The sequence below is a fragment of the Martinezella tropici genome (genome assembly GCF_003287875.1).
GTDB classification, from domain to species: Bacteria; Pseudomonadota; Alphaproteobacteria; order Rhizobiales; family Rhizobiaceae; genus Rhizobium; species Rhizobium tropici_C.
Genome location: NZ_QMKK01000048.1, coordinates 46150 through 70955 on the forward strand (window position 1 = coordinate 46150; position 24806 = coordinate 70955).

Annotated in this window: 26 protein-coding genes; 13 read left to right on the plus strand and 13 right to left on the minus strand. The window is 60.9% G+C overall.

Annotated elements, in window-relative coordinates; translation table 11 throughout:
- Positions 1-170 precede the first annotated feature (170 nt).
- The gene (locus DQ393_RS22315) at positions 171-1895 is read left to right on the plus strand and encodes a Do family serine endopeptidase (RefSeq protein ID WP_112343902.1); all 1725 of its coding nucleotides are present in this window, start codon (positions 171-173) and stop codon (positions 1893-1895) included.
- Positions 1896-1899: 4 nt separating this feature from the next.
- Here DQ393_RS22315 and DQ393_RS22320 read toward each other — a convergent pair whose 3' ends face one another.
- Entirely contained in the window at positions 1900-2481 is a 582-nt protein-coding gene (locus DQ393_RS22320; RefSeq protein ID WP_112343903.1) for a GNAT family N-acetyltransferase, read from the minus strand.
- Positions 2482-2512: 31 nt separating this feature from the next.
- Positions 2513-3403: a phosphoserine phosphatase SerB gene (gene serB / locus DQ393_RS22325; RefSeq protein ID WP_112344059.1), complete on the minus strand. Its 891-nt coding sequence runs from the start codon at positions 3401-3403 to the stop codon at positions 2513-2515.
- On the opposite strand from serB, the gene miaA reads away from it, so the two are divergent.
- A complete protein-coding gene (gene miaA, locus DQ393_RS22330) occupies positions 3402-4298 on the plus strand; it encodes a tRNA (adenosine(37)-N6)-dimethylallyltransferase MiaA (RefSeq protein WP_181592406.1) in 897 nt (298 codons plus the stop codon). The two genes, serB and miaA, sit on opposite strands and share 2 nt — an antisense overlap.
- Before the next feature lie 10 nt (positions 4299-4308).
- Here miaA and DQ393_RS22335 read toward each other — a convergent pair whose 3' ends face one another.
- Positions 4309-6339 (minus strand): helicase HerA domain-containing protein, encoded by a 2031-nt coding sequence (locus DQ393_RS22335; protein WP_112343905.1) that lies wholly within the window; start codon positions 6337-6339, stop codon positions 4309-4311.
- 342 nt (positions 6340-6681) lie between these two features.
- Here DQ393_RS22335 and DQ393_RS22340 point away from each other — a divergent pair, with 342 nt between their 5' ends.
- The 3 genes from DQ393_RS22340 (at position 6682) to DQ393_RS22350 (ending at position 10232) form a co-directional block, all read left to right on the plus strand.
- Positions 6682-8475 carry an acetolactate synthase 3 large subunit gene (locus DQ393_RS22340; RefSeq protein WP_112343906.1) on the plus strand — a complete coding sequence of 598 codons (1794 nt, stop codon included), beginning with the start codon at positions 6682-6684 and terminating at the stop codon, positions 8473-8475.
- Between the two features lie 85 nt (positions 8476-8560).
- A complete protein-coding gene (gene ilvN / locus DQ393_RS22345) occupies positions 8561-9133 on the plus strand; it encodes an acetolactate synthase small subunit (protein ID WP_112343907.1) in 573 nt (190 codons plus the stop codon).
- Between the two features lie 91 nt (positions 9134-9224).
- Complete coding sequence (locus tag DQ393_RS22350; protein WP_245430428.1) at positions 9225-10232, plus strand: capsular biosynthesis protein; 1008 nt, start codon at positions 9225-9227, stop codon at positions 10230-10232.
- Positions 10233-10234: 2 nt separating this feature from the next.
- Here the strand turns inward: DQ393_RS22350 and DQ393_RS22355 are convergent, their stop codons facing one another.
- Positions 10235-11080: an aldo/keto reductase gene (locus tag DQ393_RS22355; RefSeq protein WP_112343908.1), complete on the minus strand. Its 846-nt coding sequence runs from the start codon at positions 11078-11080 to the stop codon at positions 10235-10237.
- A gap of 206 nt (positions 11081-11286) precedes the next feature.
- On the opposite strand from DQ393_RS22355, the gene DQ393_RS22360 reads away from it, so the two are divergent.
- From DQ393_RS22360 to DQ393_RS22375, 4 genes are read left to right on the plus strand one after another with little or no spacing between them, the layout of a single operon-like run.
- A complete protein-coding gene (locus tag DQ393_RS22360) occupies positions 11287-11880 on the plus strand; it encodes a LysE family translocator (RefSeq protein ID WP_112343909.1) in 594 nt (197 codons plus the stop codon).
- A 22-nt stretch (positions 11881-11902) separates the two neighbouring features.
- On the plus strand, positions 11903-12538 hold the full coding sequence (gene nthA / locus DQ393_RS22365) for a nitrile hydratase subunit alpha (protein WP_112343910.1): 636 nt from the start codon (positions 11903-11905) through the stop codon (positions 12536-12538).
- Complete coding sequence (nthB, locus tag DQ393_RS22370) at positions 12538-13197, plus strand: nitrile hydratase subunit beta (protein WP_112343911.1); 660 nt, start codon at positions 12538-12540, stop codon at positions 13195-13197. The genes nthA and nthB overlap by 1 nt, the downstream gene beginning before the upstream one ends.
- Positions 13184-13555, plus strand: coding sequence for a nitrile hydratase accessory protein (locus DQ393_RS22375; protein ID WP_112343912.1), 372 nt, complete (start codon positions 13184-13186; stop codon positions 13553-13555). Before nthB ends, DQ393_RS22375 begins: the two co-directional genes overlap by 14 nt.
- A 67-nt stretch (positions 13556-13622) precedes the next feature.
- On the opposite strand, the gene DQ393_RS22380 is transcribed toward DQ393_RS22375, so the two are convergent.
- Genes DQ393_RS22380 through DQ393_RS22390 form a run of 3 tightly spaced genes read right to left on the minus strand, consistent with a single transcriptional unit; the run spans position 13623 to position 15341 of the window.
- Entirely contained in the window at positions 13623-14426 is an 804-nt protein-coding gene (locus DQ393_RS22380) for an anti-sigma factor family protein (protein ID WP_112343913.1), read from the minus strand.
- Entirely contained in the window at positions 14423-14977 is a 555-nt protein-coding gene (locus DQ393_RS22385; RefSeq protein WP_112343914.1) for an RNA polymerase sigma factor, read from the minus strand. Before DQ393_RS22385 ends, DQ393_RS22380 begins: the two co-directional genes overlap by 4 nt.
- On the minus strand, positions 14961-15341 hold the full coding sequence (locus DQ393_RS22390) for a COG4315 family predicted lipoprotein (RefSeq protein ID WP_112343915.1): 381 nt from the start codon (positions 15339-15341) through the stop codon (positions 14961-14963). Before DQ393_RS22390 ends, DQ393_RS22385 begins: the two co-directional genes overlap by 17 nt.
- A gap of 153 nt (positions 15342-15494) precedes the next feature.
- Between DQ393_RS22390 and DQ393_RS22395 the strand changes: the two genes are divergently transcribed.
- Together DQ393_RS22395 and DQ393_RS22400 are read left to right on the plus strand one after the other, a co-directional pair.
- A complete protein-coding gene (locus DQ393_RS22395) occupies positions 15495-16622 on the plus strand; it encodes an ATP-dependent DNA helicase (RefSeq protein ID WP_112344061.1) in 1128 nt (375 codons plus the stop codon).
- 166 nt (positions 16623-16788) lie between these two features.
- Entirely contained in the window at positions 16789-17541 is a 753-nt protein-coding gene (locus DQ393_RS22400; RefSeq protein WP_112343916.1) for a pyridoxine 5'-phosphate synthase, read from the plus strand.
- Positions 17542-17788: 247 nt separating this feature from the next.
- Here the strand turns inward: DQ393_RS22400 and DQ393_RS22405 are convergent, their stop codons facing one another.
- Entirely contained in the window at positions 17789-18676 is an 888-nt protein-coding gene (locus tag DQ393_RS22405; RefSeq protein ID WP_112343917.1) for an SDR family oxidoreductase, read from the minus strand.
- A 138-nt stretch (positions 18677-18814) separates the two neighbouring features.
- On the opposite strand from DQ393_RS22405, the gene DQ393_RS22410 reads away from it, so the two are divergent.
- Both DQ393_RS22410 and DQ393_RS22415 read left to right on the plus strand, forming a co-directional pair.
- Positions 18815-19231, plus strand: a complete 417-nt coding sequence (locus DQ393_RS22410) for a winged helix-turn-helix transcriptional regulator (RefSeq protein WP_112343918.1) — start codon at positions 18815-18817, stop codon at positions 19229-19231.
- Positions 19232-19240: 9 nt separating this feature from the next.
- Complete coding sequence (locus tag DQ393_RS22415) at positions 19241-20488, plus strand: FAD-dependent oxidoreductase (protein WP_112343919.1); 1248 nt, start codon at positions 19241-19243, stop codon at positions 20486-20488.
- Here DQ393_RS22415 and DQ393_RS22420 read toward each other — a convergent pair whose 3' ends face one another.
- The 5 genes from DQ393_RS22420 to DQ393_RS22440 all read right to left on the minus strand — a co-directional run bounded on the left by DQ393_RS22420 (position 20489) and on the right by DQ393_RS22440 (position 24775).
- On the minus strand, positions 20489-21703 hold the full coding sequence (locus DQ393_RS22420; RefSeq protein WP_112343920.1) for an MFS transporter: 1215 nt from the start codon (positions 21701-21703) through the stop codon (positions 20489-20491).
- Between the two features lie 52 nt (positions 21704-21755).
- Positions 21756-22373 carry a TetR/AcrR family transcriptional regulator gene (locus DQ393_RS22425; protein WP_112343921.1) on the minus strand — a complete coding sequence of 206 codons (618 nt, stop codon included), beginning with the start codon at positions 22371-22373 and terminating at the stop codon, positions 21756-21758.
- An 88-nt stretch (positions 22374-22461) separates the two neighbouring features.
- Positions 22462-22968: a GNAT family N-acetyltransferase gene (locus tag DQ393_RS22430; protein WP_112343922.1), complete on the minus strand. Its 507-nt coding sequence runs from the start codon at positions 22966-22968 to the stop codon at positions 22462-22464.
- A gap of 86 nt (positions 22969-23054) precedes the next feature.
- Entirely contained in the window at positions 23055-23984 is a 930-nt protein-coding gene (locus tag DQ393_RS22435; RefSeq protein ID WP_112343923.1) for a bifunctional helix-turn-helix transcriptional regulator/GNAT family N-acetyltransferase, read from the minus strand.
- A 71-nt stretch (positions 23985-24055) separates the two neighbouring features.
- A complete protein-coding gene (locus DQ393_RS22440; RefSeq protein ID WP_112343924.1) occupies positions 24056-24775 on the minus strand; it encodes an aspartate/glutamate racemase family protein in 720 nt (239 codons plus the stop codon).
- Between the last annotated feature and the right edge of the window lie 31 nt (positions 24776-24806).

The window sequence follows — 24806 nt, forward strand, 5'->3', positions numbered from 1 at the left end:
AGGGCTGCCTCACGGCGGCCCTTTTCCTAATTGCGGATCGCATCGCCTTTACCATGCCGTATCGCCGGCGGGGAGTGCGGGGATTTCGCAAAAAGGTGATTTCACGCTTCATCATTCCGCCTTATGTTGATGCTTATACAAGATTTCCCCTTTCCTGATGAGGATGCCTGATGGCTTCGACCAATCGCCTGCCTTTCAGCCGTTCGTTTGCCTTGCTGGCCAGCATCGCACTGATTGCCGGCCCCGTTGCGGGCGTTACCGAACAGGCTTATGCGCAGACGCAGAATAGCGGTGCGACGGCGGGCGCCCAGGCGCCGGCCACCAACAACCAGACGCCTCCGGCCGCATCGCCGACGGCTACGTTGAACCCTGGCGCGATAAACCCGGCAGTGAATGCCGGCCCGGCTTCGGTTGCCGATCTTGCTTCCGGATTGCTGGATGCCGTCGTCAATATTTCCACATCGCAGAAGGTGAAGGACGAGGGCGATGGGCCGGCGACGCCGAAGGTGCCGGATAACTCGCCGTATCAGGATTACTTCAACGATTTCTTCAACAACAAGAAAGACGACAACAGCAATCGCAAGGTGAGCTCGCTTGGCTCCGGCTTCGTCATCGATCCCTCCGGCTACATCGTAACGAACAATCACGTCATCGAAGGCGCCGACGATATCGAGGCGATCTTCCCGAACGGCACCAAGCTGAAGGCAAAATTGATCGGCACGGATACGAAGACCGATCTTTCCGTGCTTAAGGTCGAGCCGAAGCATCCGCTGACGGCGGTGAAGTTCGGCGATTCCTCCAAGATGCGGATTGGCGACTGGGTGATGGCGATCGGCAATCCCTTCGGCCTCGGCGGATCCGTGACCGTCGGTATCGTTTCGGCCCGCGGGCGCAACATCAATGCCGGTCCCTATGACAACTTCATCCAGACGGATGCGGCGATCAACAAGGGCAATTCCGGCGGCCCGCTCTTCAACATGAAGGGCGAGGTGATCGGCATCAACACCGCCATCATCTCCCCGAGCGGCGGCTCGATCGGTATCGGTTTTGCCGTCCCGTCGGAACTGGCGGAGGGCGTCGTCAATCAGCTCCGGGATTTCGGCGAGACGCGCCGCGGCTGGCTCGGCGTACGCATTCAGCCGGTAACGGATGATGTCGCCAACAGTCTTGGGCTGGCCGGAGCCAAGGGCGCGCTCGTGGCCGGTATCATCAAGGGTGGCCCTGTCGATAACGGCTCGATAAAGGCGGGCGATGTCATCCTCAAATTTGACGGCAAGGATGTGGAAGAGATGCGCGACTTGCCGCGCGTCGTCGCCGAAAGCCCCGTCGGCAAGGAAGTCGATGTCGTCATTTTCCGTGAGGGCAAGGAACAGACCGTCAAGGTGACCCTCGGCCGGCTGGAAGACAGCGACCAGGCGGCAGCCGCCAGCACCGACAAGACCAAGAAGCCGCAGCTTGCGCCCGACGATAATGGCAATAATGGCGGCGTCATCAACCCCGACGAGGGCGATGAGGGTGGCGATGACAGCATGGATGGGCAGGACCAGGGCGCCGATCCGCAGCAATCGCCGCAGGCTCAGCCACCGGTGCAGGCGACCTCGAACATACTGGGCATGAAGCTCGCGACGCTGACATCGGAGAACCGCAAAAGCTTCGGCATCGCCGATAGCGTCGATGGCGTCGTCATCACTGAAGTGGCGCCCGGTTCGGCAGCGGCGGACAAGGGTCTGAAACCCGGCGACGTCGTCGTGGAAGTGGCGCAGGAATTCGTCCAGACGCCGAGTGCCGCCTCGGAGAAGGTGGCGTCTCTGAAGCGCGAGGGACGTCGCAATGCGCAGATGATGGTTGCGTCTCCGAACGGTGACTTGCGCTTCATCGCCGTTGCGTTGGAGTAGAGGGTCAGCGCCCGGCTTGCTTTGCCTGCCGGGCCCGCCACTCGGCTGCCGTCAGGCGGTAGAGCACATGCCGCTTCAGATGGGGATGGGTGTCGGGCACGTTGGGATGATCGAAATCACCGCCTTCGACACGACGCATGCCGATACGTTCCATGACAGCGGTCGACCTGACATTATTGTGCACCGCAAAGGAGACGATCTGGTCCAGGCCGAGCCTGTCAAAACCGTGGGCAAGCAGGGCTCGCGCCGCTTCGCTGACGAATCCCTTGCCCCATTGCCGTGCCACCAGGCGCCAGCCGATCTCGATCGTCCCCGCCGGCACGAAGGGTTCCAGATGATCTGTCCGCATCAATCCGCAATAACCGATCGCTTCTCCGCTTTCTTTGAGCTCAAGGGCATAGAGGCCAAACCCGGTTTCTGAAATCATCGCATGAACGCGATCGAAGAAAGCGTCGGCTTCCGCACGATTGCGGCGGAACGGAAAGAATTCCATGACGGCTTCGTCGGAATTGATCTCGTAGGCCAGATCACGATCCGTCTCGCGCCAGTTGCGGATGATGAGGCGGTCGGTTTCGGTGATGATCATCCAAAGCCCCGATCCCGGCGATTGCGCCGTTCTATGGTTTGATGAAGTCCGTCTTGCGATAGCCCTGGATGTAGAGGAGGGCGGTGAGATCGCCATGGTCGATGCGCATTCCGGCCTGTGCCGAGACCGTCGGCTTGGCGTGAAGTGCGACGCCGGAGCCGGCAAGCTGCAGCATGCCGAGGTCATTTGCGCCGTCGCCGACGGCGAGCGCGTCATCGGTGGAAATGCCGAGCTTGCCGGCGATATCGTTCAGCGCATCCACCTTGGCTTGCTTGCCGAGGATCGGTTCCTCGACGAGCCCGGTCAGGATGCCGTTTTCTTCCAGCAGGATATTGGCGCGGTTCTCGTCGAAGCCGAGGGTGGTGCCGATGCGGCTGGTAAAGACGGTGAAGCCGCCGGAGACGAGGGCGGTGTAGTAGCCCTTCGCCTTCATCGTCGCGATGAGTTCGGGGCCGCCAGGCGTCAGCGTGATGCGCTTGGCAATGACATCGTCGACGACGGAAATGGGCAATCCCTTCAGCAGCGCCACGCGCTCGCGCAGCGCCGGCTCGAAGGCGATTTCGCCATTCATGGCGCGAGCCGTAATGTCTGCGACTTTCTCCTTGATGCCGACTTCGGCGGCAAGCTCGTCGATGCATTCCTGGCCGATCATGGTGGAGTCCATATCGGCAATCAGCAACTTCTTGCGGCGGGTGTCGGCATCCTGAATCACGAGATCGATCGGCTCGCTGCCGATCACGGCCAATATATTGGCCTCTGCGGCCCCGATATCAGTCCCGTCGCGAAGCGCGATATCGCAGGCAATGCCATCGGCTAGCCAATAGAGCCCGGACGCTTTGACAGCATCAGCCGCCTGTTCAGCGATGGCCGGAACAAGAACAGGGTTTGACGGATTGGCAATAAGCGTGGCAACGAGGGCCATGAGCAGAAACCTTGTGAGCGATATCGACGCGATCCTGATAACCGGGCCGACCGCCAGCGGCAAGTCCGCGCTGGCGGTAGAATTGGCCCGTTTGCATGGCGGCGTCGTCATCAATGCCGACAGCATGCAGGTCTACGACACCCTGCGCGTGCTGACTGCGCGGCCCTCGGAGGCCGAGATGGAAGGCATTCAGCATCATCTCTACGGTCATGTGCCGGCGGGACAGGCCTATTCGACCGGCGCTTGGCTGCGTGAGGCAGGCGTCTTGGTCGAGCGCCTGCGCGACGAGGGGCGATTGCCTGTCTTCGTCGGTGGTACCGGGCTCTATTTCAAAGCGCTGGCTGGCGGGCTCTCCGACATGCCCGAGATTCCACCTGACATCCGTAGCCGGCTTCGCAGTCGGCTGTTGGCGGAAGGGGCGGAGGCGCTGTATGGCGAGCTTGCAGAACGTGATAGCGCTATTGCTGAAACCCTCAACCCGCAGGATGGCCAGCGCATTGTCCGCGCCCTGGAGGTGATGGAGGCGACGGGCCGTTCGATTGCGGCCTTTCAGGGCAAGACCGGGCCAATGGTCATCGATCCAGATCGTGCTCGGAAAATCGTTGTCCTGCCCGAGCGCGCGCTGTTGCACCAGCGCATCAACAGCCGCTTCGAGACGATGCTGGCAATGGGAGCGGAGGAGGAGGTGCGGGCTTTGCTGGCATTGGACCTGTCGCCGGAGATGCCGGTCATGAAGGCGATCGGGGTATCGCAGATCGCCGCGATGCTGAAGGGTGAGATGACGCGGGAAGAGGTCATCGAAACCGGAGCAGCGGCAACGCGGCAATATGCCAAGCGGCAGATGACCTGGTTTCGCAATCAGATGGACGAGAGCTGGGAGCGTCTGAGCCCGTGAGCCTGCTGCCTCAATCCTTGTCGTAGAGGCTGCTCAGCGGCTTTTTCAGTATGCTGTCCCGCAGCGAAAGGCCGGGTTCCCGTTTGAGCGACGGTAAGGGTTCTCTCGGCGGCACTGGTCGTGCGGCCGTATCGTCGCTGCGAAATTCGCGGCGCAGGTCCGCAAGCCTGCTGTCGATCGATGTCTGCGGCGGCTGCGCTGTCTGCGGGGTGGCCGCGCGAGGCAGCATGTCGGGGCGATAGGGTTCGATCGATGGCGCATCGGCTTCCGCCACACGTTGCGATGTCTGCTCTATAGGTAGATCGTCGAAATCATTCCTGCTCTCGGTTACCGCATCCGCTGCGGCACCGTAGTTCTGTTGCAAAGCGCTGATATCTGGACCTGTAATCGAACGCATGCGGCTGATGATCGTGCGCAGATCGACCGTATCCGGCGAATCCTCGCTGACCTTCGCCGTGCCGCCGCTGGCTTTCGGCAGCAAATGCCGCTCGACCTGGGAAAAGCGCATGCGCATCGGAACTGCGATGGCCTCGCCGAAGGCGATAGCTTCACCGTTGCCGATCGATGACAGAAAGCTCGTTGTCGAGATCGAGGAGTTCGGGATGGCCGAGCGAATGATTTCCTGGTCGCGATCATTGGCGAGACGCATGGCGAAGAGCGTCGAACACTGCGACAGGATCGTTTGATCGAGTTCGCCCGGCCGCTGCGTGATGATGCCGAGCGATACGCCGTATTTGCGGCCCTCCTTGGCGATGCGGGCGATGGCCTGGCGCGTCGGGAAGAAGCCGAGCGTCGGATCGGCGGGAATGTAGCGATGCGCTTCCTCGCAGACGACCAGCATATGGATCGCACCGTCGCTCCAGAGCGCCAGCTCGAACGCCATACGGCAGAGGACGGACGCCACGGAGTTGATGACTTCCGAGGGGATGCCGGCGAGCTGGAACGTGCAGATCGGCTTACCGTCGCCCGGAACGCGGAAGATCTTGGCGATGGTCTCCATGATCGTATCGGTGATCGTGTTGTTGGAGAACATGAAATGATAGCGCGGATCGTTGATCGCCGAGATGATGCGCATTTTCAGGGAGCGCAGATGCGGCTTTTCCTGCCGGCCCTCCAGCCGGCCGATGCGCTCGTCGATCAGCGCCAGCAGATCGGCCATGCGGTAGGGAACCGGCGTATCCGCCGTCACGGAAGACTTTTCCGTCTGGCGGCGCATCAGGCTTGAATCGCTGCCGCGGAAGGCGCGTCTTGCTTCCGGAATAAGATCGCGCAGCGCATCGAGCTCCTCCGGTATCGCCGGTCGGCCGCGGAAGACGACTTCGCTGAATTCTTCCAGCCGCATCAGCCAGAAGGGCAGGTCGAGCGTATCGGTGTCGATGACGACGGCGTGCTTCGGAAAGGCGGCGGCAAATTCATTATGCGGATCGAGGATCAGTACGCGCAGTTTCGGATCGGTGCTGATCGCCTTGTGCAGCAACAGCGAGACGGCGGTGGATTTGCCGACGCCGGTCGAGCCGACGACGGCGAAATGCTTCGACAGCATGGAGGGAATATGGATGGCGGCGTCGATGCTTTCATCCTGCGTCAGCTTGCCGATGACGCAGCTATTGCCCTTGCCGGCATCGAAGATGCGCATGAGATCGGCGGCACGGATGCGATGCGCGATCGCGCCGAGATAAGGATAGGCGGTGATGCCGCTCGAAAATTCCTCGCGGCCATCCGGCCCGACATGGACCTCGCCCAAAAGTTCGACCTCGATGCGGAACAGATTGTCCTGTCCTTCGCCCCAGCCGACGCTTTGCGTGTTCATCGAATAGACGAGGGCGGCCACGCGGTTCTTTCCGACACTGATGGAAATCAGCCGACCGACCGACCAGAGTTCGGTAAGGTCCGTGCCACCGGCCTCGGCGACGGCGGCGATCGTTGCTCTCGAGCCGTTGCACGCAACTACACGGCCGAGGAAGCGATTTCCCGGCTTCAGCTTGTCGCGACGATCAAAATCCCCAGCTTTGCCGGACGTCTGCAGATCATTGTTCAGCAAACAGCTACCCCAACTAGTCCATGCCGGAGCATAGAGATGGCGGCTTAACAAAATCCTGTCGGTCATCCATGCATTTAAAGGGTTTCAGCTGATAGGGTTTCGGCGACACCGCGATTTTTTATTGCTTCACGCGTTGACGCTTCGAAATTTTCTGTCTATCACTTCGCCCCATGAAAAACTCGATCGTTCTTATCGTGGTGGGAAAGCGCATGGGCAGGATGGTGTAACCATCCGGCGATAGCCACCCATGCGCTAGATGACAGGCTCCCCAAGGGGCCTTTTTTTATGCCCGAAATCGAGATTTCATTCTTCCAAACCTCCAGCAGACAGCGGAACAAACGTATGACCGGCACAGATAATCAGGCGAGCGGCAATCGAATGACAGGCGCGGAGATCGTGTTGCAGGCGCTCAAGGACAACGGCGTCGAACACATCTTCGGTTATCCGGGCGGTGCCGTGCTTCCGATCTACGACGAGATCTTCCAGCAGGACGACATCAAGCACATCCTCGTTCGCCACGAGCAGGGCGCCGGCCATGCGGCCGAGGGCTATGCCCGCTCCACCGGCAAGGTCGGCGTCATGCTGGTTACCTCCGGCCCGGGCGCGACCAATGCGGTCACGCCGCTGCAGGACGCCTTGATGGATTCCGTCCCGCTTGTCTGCCTCAGCGGCCAGGTCCCGACAACTCTGATCGGCTCCGACGCCTTCCAGGAATGCGATACCGTCGGCATCACGCGGCCCTGCACCAAGCACAACTGGCTGGTCAAGGACGTCAACGAGCTGGCTGCTGTCATTCATGAAGCCTTCCGCATCGCCCAGTCGGGTCGTCCAGGCCCCGTCGTCGTCGACATTCCGAAGGACATTCAGTTCGCGACCGGCACCTATACGCCGCCGGAAGCCCATCATGTCCAGAAGAGCTATCAGCCGAAGATCCAGGGCGATCTCAACAAGATCACGCAGGCGATCGAGCTGATGAAGAATGCCCGTCGTCCGGTCATCTATTCCGGCGGCGGCGTCGTCAATTCCGGTCCGGAAGCCTCCAAGCTGCTGCGCGAATTGGTCGAGCTGACCGATTTCCCGATCACGTCGACGCTGATGGGCCTCGGCGCCTATCCGGCTTCCGGCAAGAACTGGCTCGGCATGCTCGGCATGCATGGTTCCTACGAGGCCAACATGGCGATGCATGATTGCGACGTCATGGTCTGCATCGGCGCGCGCTTCGACGACCGCATTACCGGCCGCCTGAATGCCTTCTCGCCGAATTCGAAGAAGATCCATATCGACATCGATCCGTCTTCGATCAACAAGAATGTCCGCGTCGATGTCGGCATCCTCGGCGATGTCGGCAATGTTCTGGAAGACATGGTTCGCCTGTGGCGCGCCTTGCCGCAGAAGCCGGCGGCAGAGCGTTTGGGCGACTGGTGGGCCGACATCACCCGCTGGCGCGCGCGCAATTCCTTTGCTTACAAGGCGAGCGACGACGTCATCATGCCGCAATATGCGATCCAGCGCCTCTATGAGCTGACGAAGCATCGCGATACCTACATCACCACCGAAGTCGGCCAGCACCAGATGTGGGCGGCGCAGTTCTACGGCTTCGAACAGCCGAACCGCTGGATGACCTCGGGTGGTCTCGGAACAATGGGCTACGGCCTGCCGGCAGCGCTCGGCGTGCAGATCGCCCATCCGGAGAGCCTTGTTATCGACATTGCCGGCGATGCCTCTATTCAGATGTGCATTCAGGAAATGTCGGCTGCGATTCAGCACAATGCGCCGATCAAGATCTTCATCCTCAACAACCAGTACATGGGCATGGTTCGCCAGTGGCAGCAACTGCTGCATGGCAATCGTCTGTCCAATTCCTACACGGAAGCGATGCCTGATTTCGTCAAGCTTGCGGAAGCCTATGGTGCCGTCGGCCTGCGTTGCGAGAAGCCGGGTGAGCTCGATGCCGCTATCCAGGAAATGATCGACGTCAACAAGCCGGTCATCTTCGATTGCCGCGTCGCCAATCTCGCCAACTGCTTCCCGATGATCCCCTCGGGCAAGGCGCACAACGAAATGCTGCTGCCGGACGAAGCAACCGACGAGGCCGTCGCCAATGCCATCGACGCCAAGGGGCGCCAGCTGGTTTGATCGATAGCTGGGGTGCTGCAGACGCCGCGCCCCAGCCGATCCCGCCGGCATGCCGAACAAGAACCGAGGAAACGGAACAAGGATCATGAACGCACACCTTCAAGCCACGGGCTCCGCCTACTTCATTTCGCCCGAAACCGCGGCGGCCGAGAGCCATACGCTTTCGGTGCTCGTCGACAATGAGCCCGGCGTTCTCGCCCGCGTCATCGGCCTCTTCTCCGGCCGTGGCTACAATATCGAAAGCCTCACCGTTTCGGAGACGGAGCATCAGGCGCATCTGTCGCGCATCACCATCGTCACGCGCGGCACGCCGCAGGTGCTGGAGCAGATCAAGGCGCAGCTTGAGCGCATCGTTCCCGTTCACCGCGTCGTCGATCTGACGGTGCGTGCCCGCGAACTCGGCCAGGAGCGGCCGATCGAGCGCGAAGTGGCACTGCTGAAGGTCACCGGAAACGGCGAGACGCGCGCCGAGACGCTGCGGCTCGCCGACGCCTTCCACGCGAAGGTCGTGGATGCGACCGTCGAGCACTTCATTTTCGAGATCACCGGCAAGTCCTCGAAAATCGATCAGTTCATCGCCATCGTCAAGCCGCTCGGCCTTATCGAAGTCTGCCGCACCGGCATTGCTGCGATGAACCGCGGCTCACAGGGGATGTAAGAGCCTGCGGCGTTGAGGGGTAATCGCATATGAGGCAAATCGGCGCTGCAAATTCCTTCTCCCCGAGGGGAGAAGGGGAAACGCGGCAATAATGGCCGACACCGGCGAAAAGCCGTGGCATCCGCCGGCCGGCATGCGCCTCGGTGCCGCACCTTTCGTCCGTGGTGATTTTCCCTGGCTTGAGCATTATTTCGATTCGCAGAAGCTGGCTTCGATCCTTTCTTCTGGAATAGGCGGCATCGTGTCCTGGGGTGGCCGCGCGCCGGCCAAGGTGGCAGCCAGGTTTGCGCGGTTTCGCGGATTGCGCCACTGGCATCTCGAGGACGGTTTCCTGCGGTCGATGGGGCTTGGCAAGTCCGGCGCCATTCCGCTGTCCATCGTTATCGACGATCTTGGCCTGCCCGTCGATGCAAACAGGCCGTCGCGGCTTGAGCAGCTGATAGAGGGGGCGGGAGAGGCAGGAGAGCTCGGCCGCGCTATCCGCGAGCAGATCGTTCTCAACAAGCTCTCGAAATACAATCATCTCCCTCATCGACAGCTCAATATCGAGCGGACTGCAAAGCGCCGCATTCTGCTGGTGGATCAGGTCGTTGGCGACGTTTCCGTCGACAGGGCGCTCGGCTCAAAAGCCTCCTTCGAGAAGATGCTTGCCGATGGGCTGGCGAGCGATTCGCAATGCCTCATCCGCACCCATCCGGATGTCATGGCCGGGCTTCGTAAGGGATATCTTACGGGGCCGGCTTCCAAGGGCGATGTGGTCATGATCGACGATGCCGTGTCGGTGGCCTCCATCCTCGAAGTCGTCGACGAGGTTTGGACGGTTTCGAGCCAGTTCGGCTTCGATGCGCTGCTGCGCGGCATTCCGGTCCGCTGCTATGCCGCGCCCTTTTATGCAGGCTGGGGGGTGACCGAGGATCATTTCGGCGTTTACACCAAGGCAATACTTGCCGGGCGCCGGACCAAGCGGAGGACGGTCGATCAGATCGCCGCCGCCGCCTTTTCACTTTACCCGACCTATCGCGATCCGGCCGACTGGCAGGAGATCGATGCTTTCCGGGCAATTGAGCTGATCGTCGCGCAGCAGAAGGCTGCTGCGTAAACCTATAGCATCTCCAATGACTTCTTTCGCGACGGCGGCGGGAAGGCGGCATCGAGCACAGCCCAATCCTCGTCGGTGATATCGATATCGATCGAGTCACGGTTTTCCTCGATGCGCTGAGGGTTCGAGGACTTCGGGATCGAGATCACGCCGTCGCGCTCCAGCAGAAAGGCAAGCGCGATCTGGGCCGGCGTCGCCTGATAGGTCTTGGCAATCCGGATCAGCTCGGGATGGTGGAGCAGGCGGCCTTGCTCGATCGGCGAATAGGCCATGATTGGAATGCTTCGCTCCTGGCACCAGGGCAAAAGGTCATATTCGATGCCGCGCCGGGAGAGATTGTAGAGCACCTGGTTGGTCGCGACATTGCCGCCGTTCGGCACGGAAAGGAGCTCGTCCATATCCGCGACATCGAAATTCGACACGCCCCAGGCTTCGATCTTCCCGGCCGCCTTTAGGCTTTCGAAGGCTTCCACCGTTTCTTCGAGCGGATACTTGCCCCGCCAATGCAGCAGATAGAGATCGATGCGATCGGTATTCAGGCGCTTCAGGCTGCGTTCGCAGGCTGCAACTGCGCCCTTGCGGCTCGCATTGGTGGGATAGACCTTGCTGACGAGAAAGACGTCGTCGCGGCGGCCTTCGATCGCCTTGCCGACAATCTCCTCCGAGCCGCCGTCTGCATACATCTCAGCCGTGTCGATCAGCGTCATGCCGAGATCGAGGCCGGTTTTCAGGCTGGCGATCTCATCCCTGGCGCTTGCTGCATTCTCGCCCATATTCCAGGTGCCCTGGCCAAGGGCCGGAACCTGGATGCCAGAAGGAAGGGTGACGGTTGGGATGGGCTCGCGCATGGTCATTCCTCGCTGGAGAAAACCGAAGGATAGGGGCATTCAACCGGATTTCAATCGGCATCCGTCATGTCACGGTGACAATCATCCTATGGCTTTCGTATGGCCGGCGAACTAATGTCGCACCGTCATGCGCCGCCGCATTTTTGCGCGCGTGAAGAAGAATTTTGGATGCCGCCTTGTCACGATACGGTGTCCTGGGAGGCATCATGGCGCTGGATACATTTCTGGCTCTTCTACTTTTTGCATTCACGACCTCGATCACGCCCGGACCGAACAACATGATGTTGTTTACCTCCGGTGTGAACTTCGGTTTCCGGCGCACCATTCCACATATGCTCGGCATCGGTGTCGGCTTTTTTGTGCTGCTGATTGCGGTGGGATTGGGGTTGGGGGCGCTTCTGCACACGGTGCCCGTGCTTTATACCGCGCTTAAATTCGCCGGCGGGGCCTATCTCGTCTGGATTGCCTGGAAGATCGGCACTTCGCGCAGCCTGAGCGAGGCGGAAAGCGATGCAAAGCCGATGAGTTTCATCAGCGCTGCTGCGTTCCAATGGGTCAATCCCAAGGCGTGGGTGATGGCTGTCACCGCCATGGCCACTTACACTAACGAGCAGCTCTATCTCTTCACCGTTCTGCTCGTCGGACTGGCATTTGCAGCCGTGAATGTGCCGAGCGTATCGACCTGGGCGGGCTTCGGCTCCGTGCTGCGCGGCTGGCTGTCCGATCCCATCAGGCTTAAATGGTTCAACATAACCATGGCCATCCTGCTGGTGCTCAGTCTCTGGCCGATGCTAAAGTAACGGCCAGAGACAGGAGGAAGCCATGTCCCACGGACATTCGCACGATGATGACGATCATCATCACCACGACAACCACTATTCGGACATGCAGGCGCGGGTGAAGGCGCTGGAGACGCTGCTGACGGAAAAGGGCTTGATCGATCCTGCGGCGATCGACCGTATCGTCGAGACCTATGAGACGAAGGTCGGGCCACGCAATGGGGCGCAGGTGGTGGCGAAAGCCTGGAGCGATCCCGACTTTGCCGACTGGCTGCGGCGCGACGCGACGGCGGCGATTGCCAGTCTCGGCTTTACCGGCCGCCAGGGCGAGCATATGCGCGCGGTGTTCAATACGTCGGAAACGCATAATCTTATCGTCTGCACGCTCTGCTCCTGCTATCCATGGGCCGTGCTCGGACTACCGCCGGTCTGGTACAAGGCGCCGGCCTATCGCTCCCGCGCGGTGATCGATCCGCGTGGCGTGCTCGCCGAATTCGGCCTGACATTGCCGCAGGAGACGAAAATCCGTGTGTGGGATTCGACGGCGGAACTTCGCTATCTGGTAATCCCTGAGCGGCCTGCCGGCTCCGAAGATATGGATGAGGCGGCGCTGGCGGATCTCGTCAGCCGCGACGCCATGATCGGTACCGCGCTCGCCAAGACTCCGGAGGCCGCGTAATGAACGGTCCACACGATCTCGGCGGCCAGATGGGTTTCGGCCCGGTCGCGCCGGAACCGAACGAGCCCTATTTCCATGCCGAATGGGAAAAGCGTGCGCTCGGCATCACGCTCTCCTGTGGTGCCTTCGGTGCCTGGACCATTGATGAAAGCCGGCATGCACGCGAAAACATTCCGCCGGCCAGCTATCTTGGCGCTAGCTACTATGAGATCTGGATTCGTGCTGTCGAAGCGCTGCTGGAGCGGCACGGCTTCGCCACCGCCGAAGAGTCCCGGATCGGCCATTCGCTCGAACAGGGCAGAGTGCCGAAGCGGGTTCTGAAGGCTGAAATGGTCGATGGCGCATTGGCGAAGGGCGGTCCTTGTGACCGGCCGGTCGAGACCGCCCCGCTCTTTGCCGTCGGCGATCATGTCCGCACCAAGAACTTCAACCCGATCGGCCACACCAGATTGCCGCGCTATGCCCGCGCAAAGACGGGTGTCATCGAAGCGGTGCAGGGCTCCTTCGTCTTCCCCGATGACAATGCCCATGGCCGCGGCGAAAATCCGCAATGGGTCTATACGGTCGTCTTCGACGGTGCCGAGATCTGGGGCGAGGGCGCTGATCCCTCTTTGACGGTCTCGATCGATGCCTGGGAGAGCTATCTTGAGCGCGTGTGAGGTCCCATCGCCTCTGGCGCAATCGCCCGGACTGCCGAAGTCTGCCGATGGCGAGCCAGTCTTTCCGGAACCCTGGGCGGCGGACGCTTTTGCGATGACCGTTCACCTGCACGAGCAGGGCCTGTTTGCCTGGAGCGAATGGGCTGAGCAGTTGTCGGCGGAACTTCACAAGCCGGGCCGCGCGCCTGACGGCAGCGATTATTTCGACTGCTGGGTGGCTGCTTTGTCAGGGCTGCTGGTCGCGAAGGGCATTGCCGATATCGACGCGATTGTGGCTTTGCAGCAAAGCTGGCAACGCGCCGCCGAGGCAACGCCGCATGGCAGGCCGATCGCGCTTGAAAACGATCCTCAGCGTTAAATGAACGGCTCCCTTGGGCCATCCTCGCCCTTCGAGGCTCCAGTCTGCGACCTCCGCGCCTCAGTCTTCAGGATGAGAACTGCCTGTAGCACTCGTCCGCCACCTGCTGCAGCATGTCCCGCGAGATTTCGCCCGTCACGGCATAGCCGAGATCGCCGTCGATCCAATAGAAGGTCTCGACGGCCTTGTCGCTGGCAAAGCGGAAGCTGGTTGTTGTGTTGCCGCTATTGCGCCCAACCAGCACGGTCAGGCGCTGACCGCTGGCATTTTCATACATGAACAGGGCGCCGGGCGTGCCGTTGACCGGCAGCAGCCGGCCACCGACCAACTGGAAGCCTAGCGTCTGCAGGCTCGGCACCTTCAGACCGGCGACATTCATGCGTTTGCCGAGCCAGGTGGCGAGATGGGCTTCCTGATCCGCGCCGACCTCGACGGGATGGCGGATATCGCTGGCATAAACGACGAAAGCCGAATGCGCCTGTTGCGGCAGGGCTTCGATCGAGGTCAGCTGTAATTCGCGCGGTACCAGGAGATCCGGGCCGAAATGACCGGCTGCCGCACCGGCGACGAACAGTGCCAGTGAGGCGGCGAGCATCATCAGCCTGCGGCTGCGCTGTGGCGGGATCGCTTGCGCGGAGAGCGTGCTTCTGCTTGTGGAAATGAGATCAGTGTCGCCGTCCTTCGATATGGCATAGGGCGAGAACATGGCCCGGATGTCATCGTTCTGGACCTGCCATGCCGCAACGGCGGCGGCATCTTCGGGGTTTTCGGTCAGCCACGCCTGCAATTCCGCCTGTTTTTCCGGTGGCAGAAGGCCATCGGCAAAGGCGTGAAGGTCCGCTTCGGTCACGGTCGGTTTGCGTTCGTTCATCTTGGTCTCCGAAGCGTGACAACATTGTCTGCATCCAACAGGCTGGTCATCTTCTGCCGCGCGCGCGACAGGCGCGACATCACGGTGCCGATCGGGATATCGAGCATATCGGCGACATCCTGATAGCTGCAGCCTTCGACGACGACGAGCATCAGCACTGCGCGATAGTCTTCACTAAGGCTGTTCAGTGCCGTTTCCAGGCGCGATCGCTGCAGCGGATCACTGTCCGCCTCGGCTGCCGCCAAGTGGCTGTTGTCATCGATATCGACAAAGCTGCGGCCCACCTCCTGGCGCCGCCCGTTGCGATAGAGATTGGTCATGATGGTGAGGACCCAGCCGCGCAGGTTCAGCCCGCGCCACTGACCGCGCCGGGTCAGGGCCTTTTCGACGCAATCCTGAAGCAGGTCCTCGCCATCGGCGTCCGAACGGGTGAGGCTGCGCGAATAGCGCCTCAACGAGGGGAGGAGCGCCAGCACTTCCGCCTCGAAGCTGTCGGGCGCGGGGGATGTTCCCGCCGCGCCCTTTTCGTTCCCATCAGGGCTTCGCGACATCCCATACGCCCTTGAAGCCGTCGCCGGCGACATCACCGGATTTTGTGTCCTTGACGAAGAAATAGAGCGGCATGCCGTCCTTTGCCCACTGTTTCTTCCCGTCCTTGCGGGTAATGATCGAATATGCACCTTCCGCCTTGGCTTTGCTATCGGCGATCAGCGGCGGCCAGGCTTTCGCGCAATCGCCGTTGCAATTGGATTCGCCCGACTTGTCGTTCTTGAACGTATAGAGCGTCATGCCGTTCTCGCCGGCTAGCACCTTGCCCTTGGCGCTTTCGACCGTCTTGACTGGAGCCGCGGCGAGTGCGGCCGTGGCAAAGGCAGATGCCGCAGCGAGCGCGGTCAGGAATCTCATGGTCTTCATGATGTTTCTCCTCGGGTGGGTGGACGACGATCGTCCAGGCTTTGCTTTTTTGCGTTGCCGGACATGAGACACCGGGGCTTGCGATTTTATTCCCGCTTCGCCGGGTATTTTTTACTGCTTGCTTCCAGCGGCCGAATCCTGCCAATTCGGCCCATGCAATTCGCGCCGCAACAAGATGAAGCGCTCAAGGCCGTCGCCAAATGGCTGAAGGAGGGGCGCTCGCCGTTGTTTCGTCTGTTCGGCTATGCCGGCACGGGCAAGACGACGCTTGCTCGGCATTTTGCCGAGCATGTGGATGGCGATGTGCTGTTTGCTGCCTTTACCGGCAAGGCGGCGCAGGTACTGCGCTCGCGCGGCGCCTCGAATGCCAAGACCATCCATTCGCTGATCTACCGGCCGCGCGGCGAAGAGGCCGTCGAGGACGAAGAGACGGGCAAGACATCGATTGCCCCGATGTTCACCATCAATCGCCAAAGCCCGGTCGCCAAGGCCGCGCTGATCATCGTCGATGAATGCTCGATGGTGGACGAGGCGCTCGGCAAGGATCTGATGAGTTTTGGCACGCCTATTCTGGTGCTCGGCGATCCCGGGCAGCTTCCGCCGGTTTCGGGCGGCGGTTTCTTCACGAACGAGGAACCGGATTATCTGCTGACGGATATTCATCGTCAGGCGCGCGACAATCCGATCATCCAGCTCGCCATGCAGGTGCGTGAGGGCAAGGAAATCATGCATGGCGACTATGGCACCGCGCAGGTGATCTCGAAGAACGAGGTCACGCAGCCGCTGGTGCTGGAGGCCGATCAGGTGCTCGTCGGTACCAATAGGACGCGGCGCCGCTACAATCAGCGTCTGCGTGAGCTCAAGGGTTTTACGGCCGATTATCCGCAATCCGGCGACAAGCTCGTCTGTCTGCGCAATGATCCCGCCAAAGGGTTGCTCAACGGCTCGCTCTGGCAGGTGATGACCTCTTCCCGGGAAACGACGAAGCCGGGCATCAATCTTCTGGTGCGGCCGGAAGATGACGACATGGATCGTGGGGCAGCGAAGATCAAGCTCCTGAAGCAGGCCTTCGAGGATGTCGAGGGCGAGATCCCGTGGTCGACCCGAAAGCGCTATGACGAATTCGACTACGGCTATGCGCTGACGGTGCATAAAGCCCAGGGTTCGCAGTGGAACAATGTCGTGCTGTTCGACGAGAGCTGGGCGTTCCGCGATACGCGCGAGCGCTGGCTTTATACAGCCATTACCCGCGCCGCCGAGACGCTGACGATTGTCCGTTGACAAGACGTCCTGAGCCTTGCGTGAGGGATGTCGCGATGCGGTGACTTGGTTCGATCCTCTCCATCAAAGTTTTGCATGGGTTGATGTCGGAATCTCGTTGGTTTTGCTGCGCATAATGGCCTAAAACGGCTGCTATCATCCGCTTTGAAAATCAGGGATTTCGATCATGCCCGCCAAGCTCTCCGTGAACCTCAATGCCATCGCGATGCTGCGCAACCGGCGTGATCTTCCCTGGCCGAGCGTCACGGGCTTGGGGCGCATCGCGCTGGCCGCGGGAGCAAGCGGGCTGACCGTTCATCCGCGTCCCGATCAGCGGCATGTCCGCTTTTCCGATCTGCCCGATATCCGTGCGTTGATCGATGATGAGTTTCCGGAAGCGGAATTCAATATCGAGGGCTATCCAAGCGACGAGTTCTTCGATCTCTGTGCTTCGGCGGAACCTGAACAAGTGACGCTCGTGCCCGATGATCCTTCTCAGGCGACCTCGGATCACGGCTGGGACTTCCGCAAGAACCGTGAACTGCTGGCCGAGGTCGTCGCCAAATACAAGACGATCGGCTGCCGGGTGTCGTTGTTTGCCGATGGCGACGGCGATGCCGGGGCGGTAAAGATCGCGAGGGAAGTGGGTGCCGACCGTATCGAACTCTACACCGGCCCTTACGGCGGCTGCTACGATGATCCGCAGAAGGCTGCCGTCGTCCTCGAAGCGCTCGGCAAGACCGCCGACGCCGCCTTCGCTAACGGCCTTGATGTCAATGCCGGCCATGATTTGACGGTTGCCAACTTGCCGGCGCTGCTGAAGCGCATTCCGAAGCTTGCGGAGACGTCGATCGGTCACGGGCTGACCGCCGATGCGCTGGAATATGGCATGGCCGAAACGGTTCGTCGCTTCCGCAGGGCTTGTGGTCAGGTGGTTTGAGGGAAAAGGTTCCAGCGCTAGTCAGGCAAGTTTGTTGTTGCCGCGCCTTCTGGCCTGACCCCTCATCCTAGCCTTCTCCCCGCTTACGGGGAGAAGGGACGACAGCTCAAAATGGCGGCGACATCACTCGATTAGAGCTTGCGTGCGGAGCACCAAAACTCCCTCGCCCCGCTTGCGGGGAGAGGGCTGGGTGAGGGGCTATGCTTGAAGTCTCAGCAAAGAGAGACTCACCCTAAAGTTCCAAAACTCAGCCAGCCAACGCGGCCTTATGTTCCTCGAAGAAGCTGCGGAGCGTTTGCGGCTCCTTGCCGGTCAGCTTGTTGAAGTCGTTGGTGAGGATGTCGAATTTGCCGGCGCGGGTATTGGCTTCGGAGGAGACGAGCATGTCCACCACGAACTTCGGCAGACCGGCGCCGGTAAGGCCGGCGGCAAGCTGTTCGTCATTGACCTGCACGACTTCAAGCGGACGGCCGGTGATCCGGCTGACGACGCTTGCGACGTCCTCGATGGTGACGGCGGTCGAGCCCGTCAGCGTGTAGGTGGCATTGTCCGTTGCATCGGAAGCCAGAGCTGCGGCAATCGCGAGCGCGCAATCTTCGCGGCTGATGTTGCTGACGCGGCCGCCGCCGGTTGCCGTATACCATTTGCCGGTTTCAAGGCTGTGCGGCAGGCCCATCAGATAATTGTCGAAGTACCAGGCGTCGCGCAGGATCGTATAGCCGATGCCGCTTGCCTTGATGGCGTTTTCCGTGCCGAGGTGATCAGGTGCGAAGGTGACGAGCGAACCTTCCGGAGCCGGCATTGAGGTGTAGAGAATATGCTTGACGCCAGCCTTCTTCGCGGCTTCGACGGCAGCCGTATGCTGCTTGAGGCGCTGGCCGGGTACGGCGAGCGCATCGGTGCTGATGATCAGCAAGCGATCGACGCCCGCGAAGGCGGCGGGCAGGCCGGCGGCATCATCGAAGTCGGCCTTGCGGGTGACGACGCCCTTGGCGGCGAGATCCGCAAGCGTCTCCGGGCTGCGCGTGGCGGCGATGATTCGGCCCGGAGCGACCTTATATGTCTCCAGCAGGTGATGGATGACGCGCTGGCCAAGCTTACCGGCGGCGCCGGTGACGAGAAGAGTGCTGCTCATATGTTTTCCCTTGTTCGACCGCCGCACATTCGCAGGGGCCTTGCTGCTCTCAAAAAGAGACTAGCACTAGAATAGGAATTGACTTCACGGTGTAAAGGAGGCAGTTTTTGGGCTCCAAGTTACCAAAAGGGAACCGGCATGGCAGCCAGCGCCGTCGTCAATCTGCGCAGCGAGGATCCGCCGCTGCGCGACTTCGATCTCAGCAAACTTGATTTCAGCAATTGTCCCGTGCGGGACCTGATATCGCAGATCGGCGGAAAATGGTCGGTGCTGTTGCTGGAAACGCTGGCTAAACGGCCTTATCGTTTCGGCGAGTTGCGCCGCCTGGTGCCCGATATCTCCCAAAGAATGCTGACGCAAACGCTGCGCGATCTCCAGCGCGACGGGTATGTCGATCGCGAGGTTTTCCCGACAAAGCCGCCGAGCGTCGAATATCGCATGACGGATCTCGGCTACTCGCTTTACGAGCCGCTGGCGCTGCTTTTGAACTGGGCCGAGGCCAATCATGAGGCCGTCAAGGCTGCTAGAGCCCGTTTCGATCAATCGCCGGACTGAGCCGTCACAGTGAAGCCCTTGAAGATCGCCATCGTCGGCGCCGGACCTGCCGGTCTTGCCGCCTCTCTCTTTCTCACTCGCGCTGGCCACACGACCGATATCATCGAACGGTTCGATAGCCCGGCTCCCGTCGGTTCGGCGCTGATGCTGCAGCCCACCGGGTTGACCGTGCTGGAATCGCTCGGGCTCGGCCCCGCGATCCATGCGGCCGGGAATCGGATCAATCGATTGTTCGGTACGGAAACCACCCGTGGCCGCATCGTCCTCGATGTGCGCTACAATGCATTGCCGGGCGGGCGCTATGGGCTTGGCGTTCATCGTGCGGCACTGTTCGATACGCTTTACGATGAAGTCTCCGCGCGGCGGCATCCGATCCATACCGGACAGCACGTCATCGGCGTTGCAAAGGAGGATGGTGAAAGCTATCTCTCCGTCGAAGGGGGCGAGCGCCTCGGGCCATATGATCTCGTCATCGACGCCAGTGGTGCACGCTCGGAACTGGTCGCAGCCTCGCCTGTCGCGCCGCGTGCCCGCAACCTCGTTTACGGCGCTTTCTGGGCGACGCTCGACTGTCCGGACGGGCTGGTGGATCAGGCGGCGCTGACGCAGCGCTATGACAAGGCCAGCGTGATGATCGGCATCTTGCCGATCGGCAGCAGAAGGTCGGATTTACCGAAGCAGGCGGCTCTATTCTGGAGCCTGAAGGTCGCGGATGCGGATGAGGTGCGTAGGCACGGGCTCGAGCGTTGGAAGCAGACGATCCGCGGCTACTGGCCGGAATGCGAGCCCTTGCTGGAGCAGATCACTGACTGGGATCAGTTGACGCTGGCGCGTTATGCCCATCGTACAGTGATGAGACCCTATAGCGGGCGGACTGTCTTCGTCGGCGATGCAGCGCATTCCACCAGCCCGCAGCTCGGGCAGGGCGCCAATATGGCTCTACTCGATGTCGCGGCGCTGGCGCATGCTCTGGCAGGACATGAAACGATCGAGGCTGCTCTTGCTGCCTATGCCAAGGCACGGCGGATACATGTGCGGTTATTCCAGCTGCTGTCTGCCGCCTTTACGCCCTTCTACCAATCGGATTCGGCAGCATTGGCCTGGATCCGCGACCGGCTGGTCGCGACCATTGCCCAAGTGCCGCCCGCGCCGCAGATCCTGGCCGGCATCGTCTCCGGCACGCTGATCGACCCGTTCCGTGGCGCCGGCTTGCGGGAATGTGACTGGCTGCGGCTGGCTGTACCGCATCCGTCTTGATCAGTTCTTGCGCTCGGTCAGGAAGGCAAGCAGCGCGATGACCGGGAAGGCGACGCCGATCCAGGAGGCCATGTTCCAGCCGCCGATGGCATAGGCCCAGCCGCCAAGCGCCGAGCCGAGGGCGCCGCCGGCGAAGAAGGTCGCCATATAGAGGCCGTTGAGACGGCTGCGATGCTCGGCGCTGAGCGCGAAGATGGCGCGCTGACCGAGCACGAGGTTCGTCTGGACGCCGAAGTCGAGCATGATGCCCGACAGCGTCAGCGTGATCAGCGCCAGCAATGAACCGCTGCCGGAAAAATGGCCGATCAGGAAGGCGATAATGGCGAGCACCAGGGCGAAGGCTGTGGCAAGCTTCGTCCAGCCGCGATCGGCAACGCGTCCGGCAATCGGCGAGGCGACGGCGCCCGCGGCTCCGGCAAGTGCGAAAAGCGCGATGCCGTTTTGCGTCAGGCCGAAGGCAGGGCTTGCCAGCAGCAACGGCGTCGTCGTCCAGAAGAGGCTGAAGGCGCCGAACATGCAGGCCTGATAGAGCGCACGCCGCTGCAGCACAGGCGTGCGAAGCGCGAGGTGGCCCATAGAGGACAGCAGCTGCCCATAATGCAGTTTCGTATGGGGCACGCGGGTCGGCAGAACGAGGCGCAGGATAACGATCAGCCCGATCATGACGCCGGCCGAGATGATGTAGACCGCGTGCCAGGATAAAAGCTCGGACAGGAAGCTCGCAGCCGGGCGGGCGAGCATGATGCCGACGAGCAGGCCGCTCATGACATTGCCGACGACAGCGCCGCGGCTGGCGTCAGGTGCCATATGGGCGGCGAAAGGGACAAGAACCTGCACCGCGACGGAAGCCAGGCCGATGCAGAGCGAGGCAAGCAGGAACAGCGATGGCGAGGAGGCAAAAGCGGCGCCTATGAGCGCGATGGCGGATAGCGCCACCAGGGTCAGCACCAGCTTGCGGTTCTCAAGAAGATCGCCGAGCGGCACGATCAGCAGGAGACCGAGGCCGTAGCCGATCTGCGTCAGCGTGACGATGAGGCCGGTGGCCGCAGGGGTGAAGCCGAGCGACTGACTGATGGGACCGGCGAGCGGCTGGCCGTAATAGAGATTGGCAGCCACCAGCCCGCAGGCGGCGGCGAACATGAATGTCAGCAGCGGTGAAAGGGTCTTTTCCGGGAGCGGTGTGCTCTCCCGTCTAGTGGCGGCAATAGCGGGCATATCTTGTCCTCGATGCGGGTAGGGGGAATTTGCCCCCGAAATTTCGATAGAATCAGTTCAGCAGTTTCATGGCCGTCTCGGCGGCGGCGAGCATGTGTTCGATCTTGCGGCCGGTCTTGCCGATCACGCGCATGCCCTTGGTCAGGGCCAGTAGGGTGCAGGCGGTGCTTTCAGGATCGACATGCTTCGGTACAGAACCGTCCGAATGACCGAGGCGAATGAGATCCAGAATGCGGCGCTCATCGAAATCGAAGGCCACGCCGACGCGGCTTGCGACCTCCTCGTCGAAAAGCGCAAGCTCCGTCGCGCTGCCGACCACGAGGCAGCCGCGGCGACCGATCTCGCCACATGATGCTTCGGCGAAGAATGTCACCAAGGCGCGCAGCTTTTCATGAGCATTCGGCGCCTCGGCAAGCGTCTCATCGATGAGTTGCTGGCGGACTTGGCGATACCGGCTGAAAGCAGCAAGGAATACGCCGCGCTTGTCGCCGAATGCCTTGTAGACGCTGCCTGCCGTGAGGCCCATGGCCTCGGTCAATTCGTTGATGGAGGCGGCATAATAGCCGCGCTCGGAAAAGACGCGCAATGCCTCGTCGAGCGCGGAATCCATATCGAATTCCCGTGGGCGGCCGCGAAGCTTCGGTGTGATGTCGATTGTGTCTGTGGTCATGTCATCCTTTTAGGAAATGATCGTTTCCAAAACAAGCGAATTTTTGCAACGCAGCAAGATATTGCCGAGAATGAGGCGGTTGGACGCGCTATTCGTGGAAAAACGCCATGTGGATCGTGTCCTTGTAGCGACCGTCTATGCGAAAGGACTTGCGCGCCAGTCCTTCGCGGACAAAGCCGACCTTCTCATAGAGCGCTATGGCTCTGTTATTGTCGGCATAGACGCTGAGTTCGACGCGCTCTATTCCCACATCACGCGCAGCTCGCAGCGTCGCTTCGATCAATCGACGACCCAGGCCTTGGCCGCGATAAGCGGGGATGAGGCCCATGCCGAGTTTGCCCGCGTGGGCGTTAGAGGGAAATGTATGGCGGCTGATATCGCACCAGCCGACCACCGTCCCATCGGCCAAGGCGACAAGCTGCGGATTGCCGTTTTCGATCATGCCAAGCACGAAGGCGCGGGTCTCCTCCAATGGAAAAGCTTCGAGCAGCGATAGATATTCCCGTTCGCGGGCCACCATATCGAGCGCCTTGTGAAAGTCTTCGATGTGTTCGGCAGTGATAGGCTCTATCCGGATTTCGCTGCACACGGTCATGGCTAATATCTCGATACAAATTTGAGATGCATCGAAGATAGGGTCGAAGCTAAAGCGTGTCCATGCGGGCATCCAGCCAGCTATGTTCAGAGATCGAGCTCCCAGGTCTGGCCGTTCAATTCCGGGCCGAACATGCAATGCCTTTCCTCCCCCACGAGCTTGAAGCCGGCCTTGACGTAGATCGCCCGTGCCGTGTCGAGGATATCGTTGGTCCAGAGCGAAAGCTTGCCGTAGCCGGCATCGCGCGAGAAACGGATGCATTCGTCGACCAGCAGCTTGCCCAGGCCAAGGCCGCGCGCTGTCTTGTCGACATAGAGCAGCCGGAGTTTCGCGACGCCGTCACCGCCATCTGCGATCATAGAGGAGCCGATATTCAGGCCGCTTCGTTCAGCGATCCAGCATCGATCCTTCTGCGGGTTGAAATTGGAGAGGAATTTTCCGGCGACTTCCGCCACCAGACCTTCGAAGCGGTCGTCCCAGCCGAATTCCTCCGTGTAGAAACGTGCCTGGCTTTGTACGATCCAGCCGATGTCTCCGGGCCGGTGGTTGCGGATGATTGCGGGAGATGCCGTGGTTCGGTCCCTGCCGAGCGTGTCCTGTATCGTCTGCATTGCCGCAACGACGCGTTCGGGTTCTCCGATCGCGAGCTTTTCGAAATATCCGGCGATCTGCGCGCGCGAGCGGCGGACGAATTCCTCGAATTGCACCTGTCCCTTATCGGTGACTTTTATGATCTGGCTGCGCGCATCGGTCGGGTCCGGCGTCGTTTCGATCAGCCCATCCTCGCGGAAGCGCTTGACGATACGGCTGAGATAGGCGGGGTCGAGATGAAGCTCGCGTGTCAGCGCGGAAGCGGCAACGCCGCCGCGGAAGCCGACTTCGAACAGCACGCGCACATCCGTGAGCGTATAGGGGCTATCCAGATAGGCCTTGTTCAGGACGCCGAGAAAATTCGTGTAGAAGCGGTTGAAGTCGCGAACGGCATCGATGGTCGCGAATTCGGCAGCAGGACTCATGGCATCGTCTCCTCAGATACAGGAGACGATGTTGGTTATTTATTGGACTCAGTCAAGTAAATTGATCGAAGTCAGGCAGCGCAGCTCTTGTTGTTCTTTTCATCCGCAAGAGCAAAGTCCACAGCCGCTTCGGCGTGGATCGTCGTGGTATCGAAGCCGGGCAGGATCAGCGCCTTTGGATCGAGGATGAGGCAGATCTCGGTGCAGCCGAGAATGACGCTGTCGGCGCCTGCGGCCTTGGCGCGCTCGATAATGGCGTTCAGCTTCCGGCGCGATTCGTCCTTGATGATACCGGCGCAGAGCTCGTTAAAGATGATATCGTGCGTGACGGTGCGATCTTCGGGGCCGGGGACCATGATGGAGACGCCGTTGTCAGCCATGCGTTCGGCATAAAAGCCATGTTCCATCGTGTAGCGGGTTGCGAGTAGCAGAGGCTTGACCCGGCCTGCTGCCTTCAAGGCTGCGGCGGTCTCATCGATGATGTGGATGAGAGGCGCGGAAATGCGCTCGGCAACCTGAGGCGCGATCAGGTGCATGGTGTTGGTACAGATGAGAACACATTCGGCGCCGGCGGCCTCCAGGCGTTGCGCAGCATCGGCGAGCCGGTCGGCGGCATCGTTCCAGCGCCCCGCCTTCTGCAGCGTGACGATTTCTTCGAAATTGACGGAGTACATCACCAGTTCGGCCGAGGAGAGGCCGCCGAGCCGATCGCGGACCATTTCGTTGATCAGGCGGTAATAGACTGCAGAACTCTCGAAACTCATACCGCCGATCAGGCCAATGGTGCGCATAATGCTGTTCTCCGCTCCTGGATTTTGAATG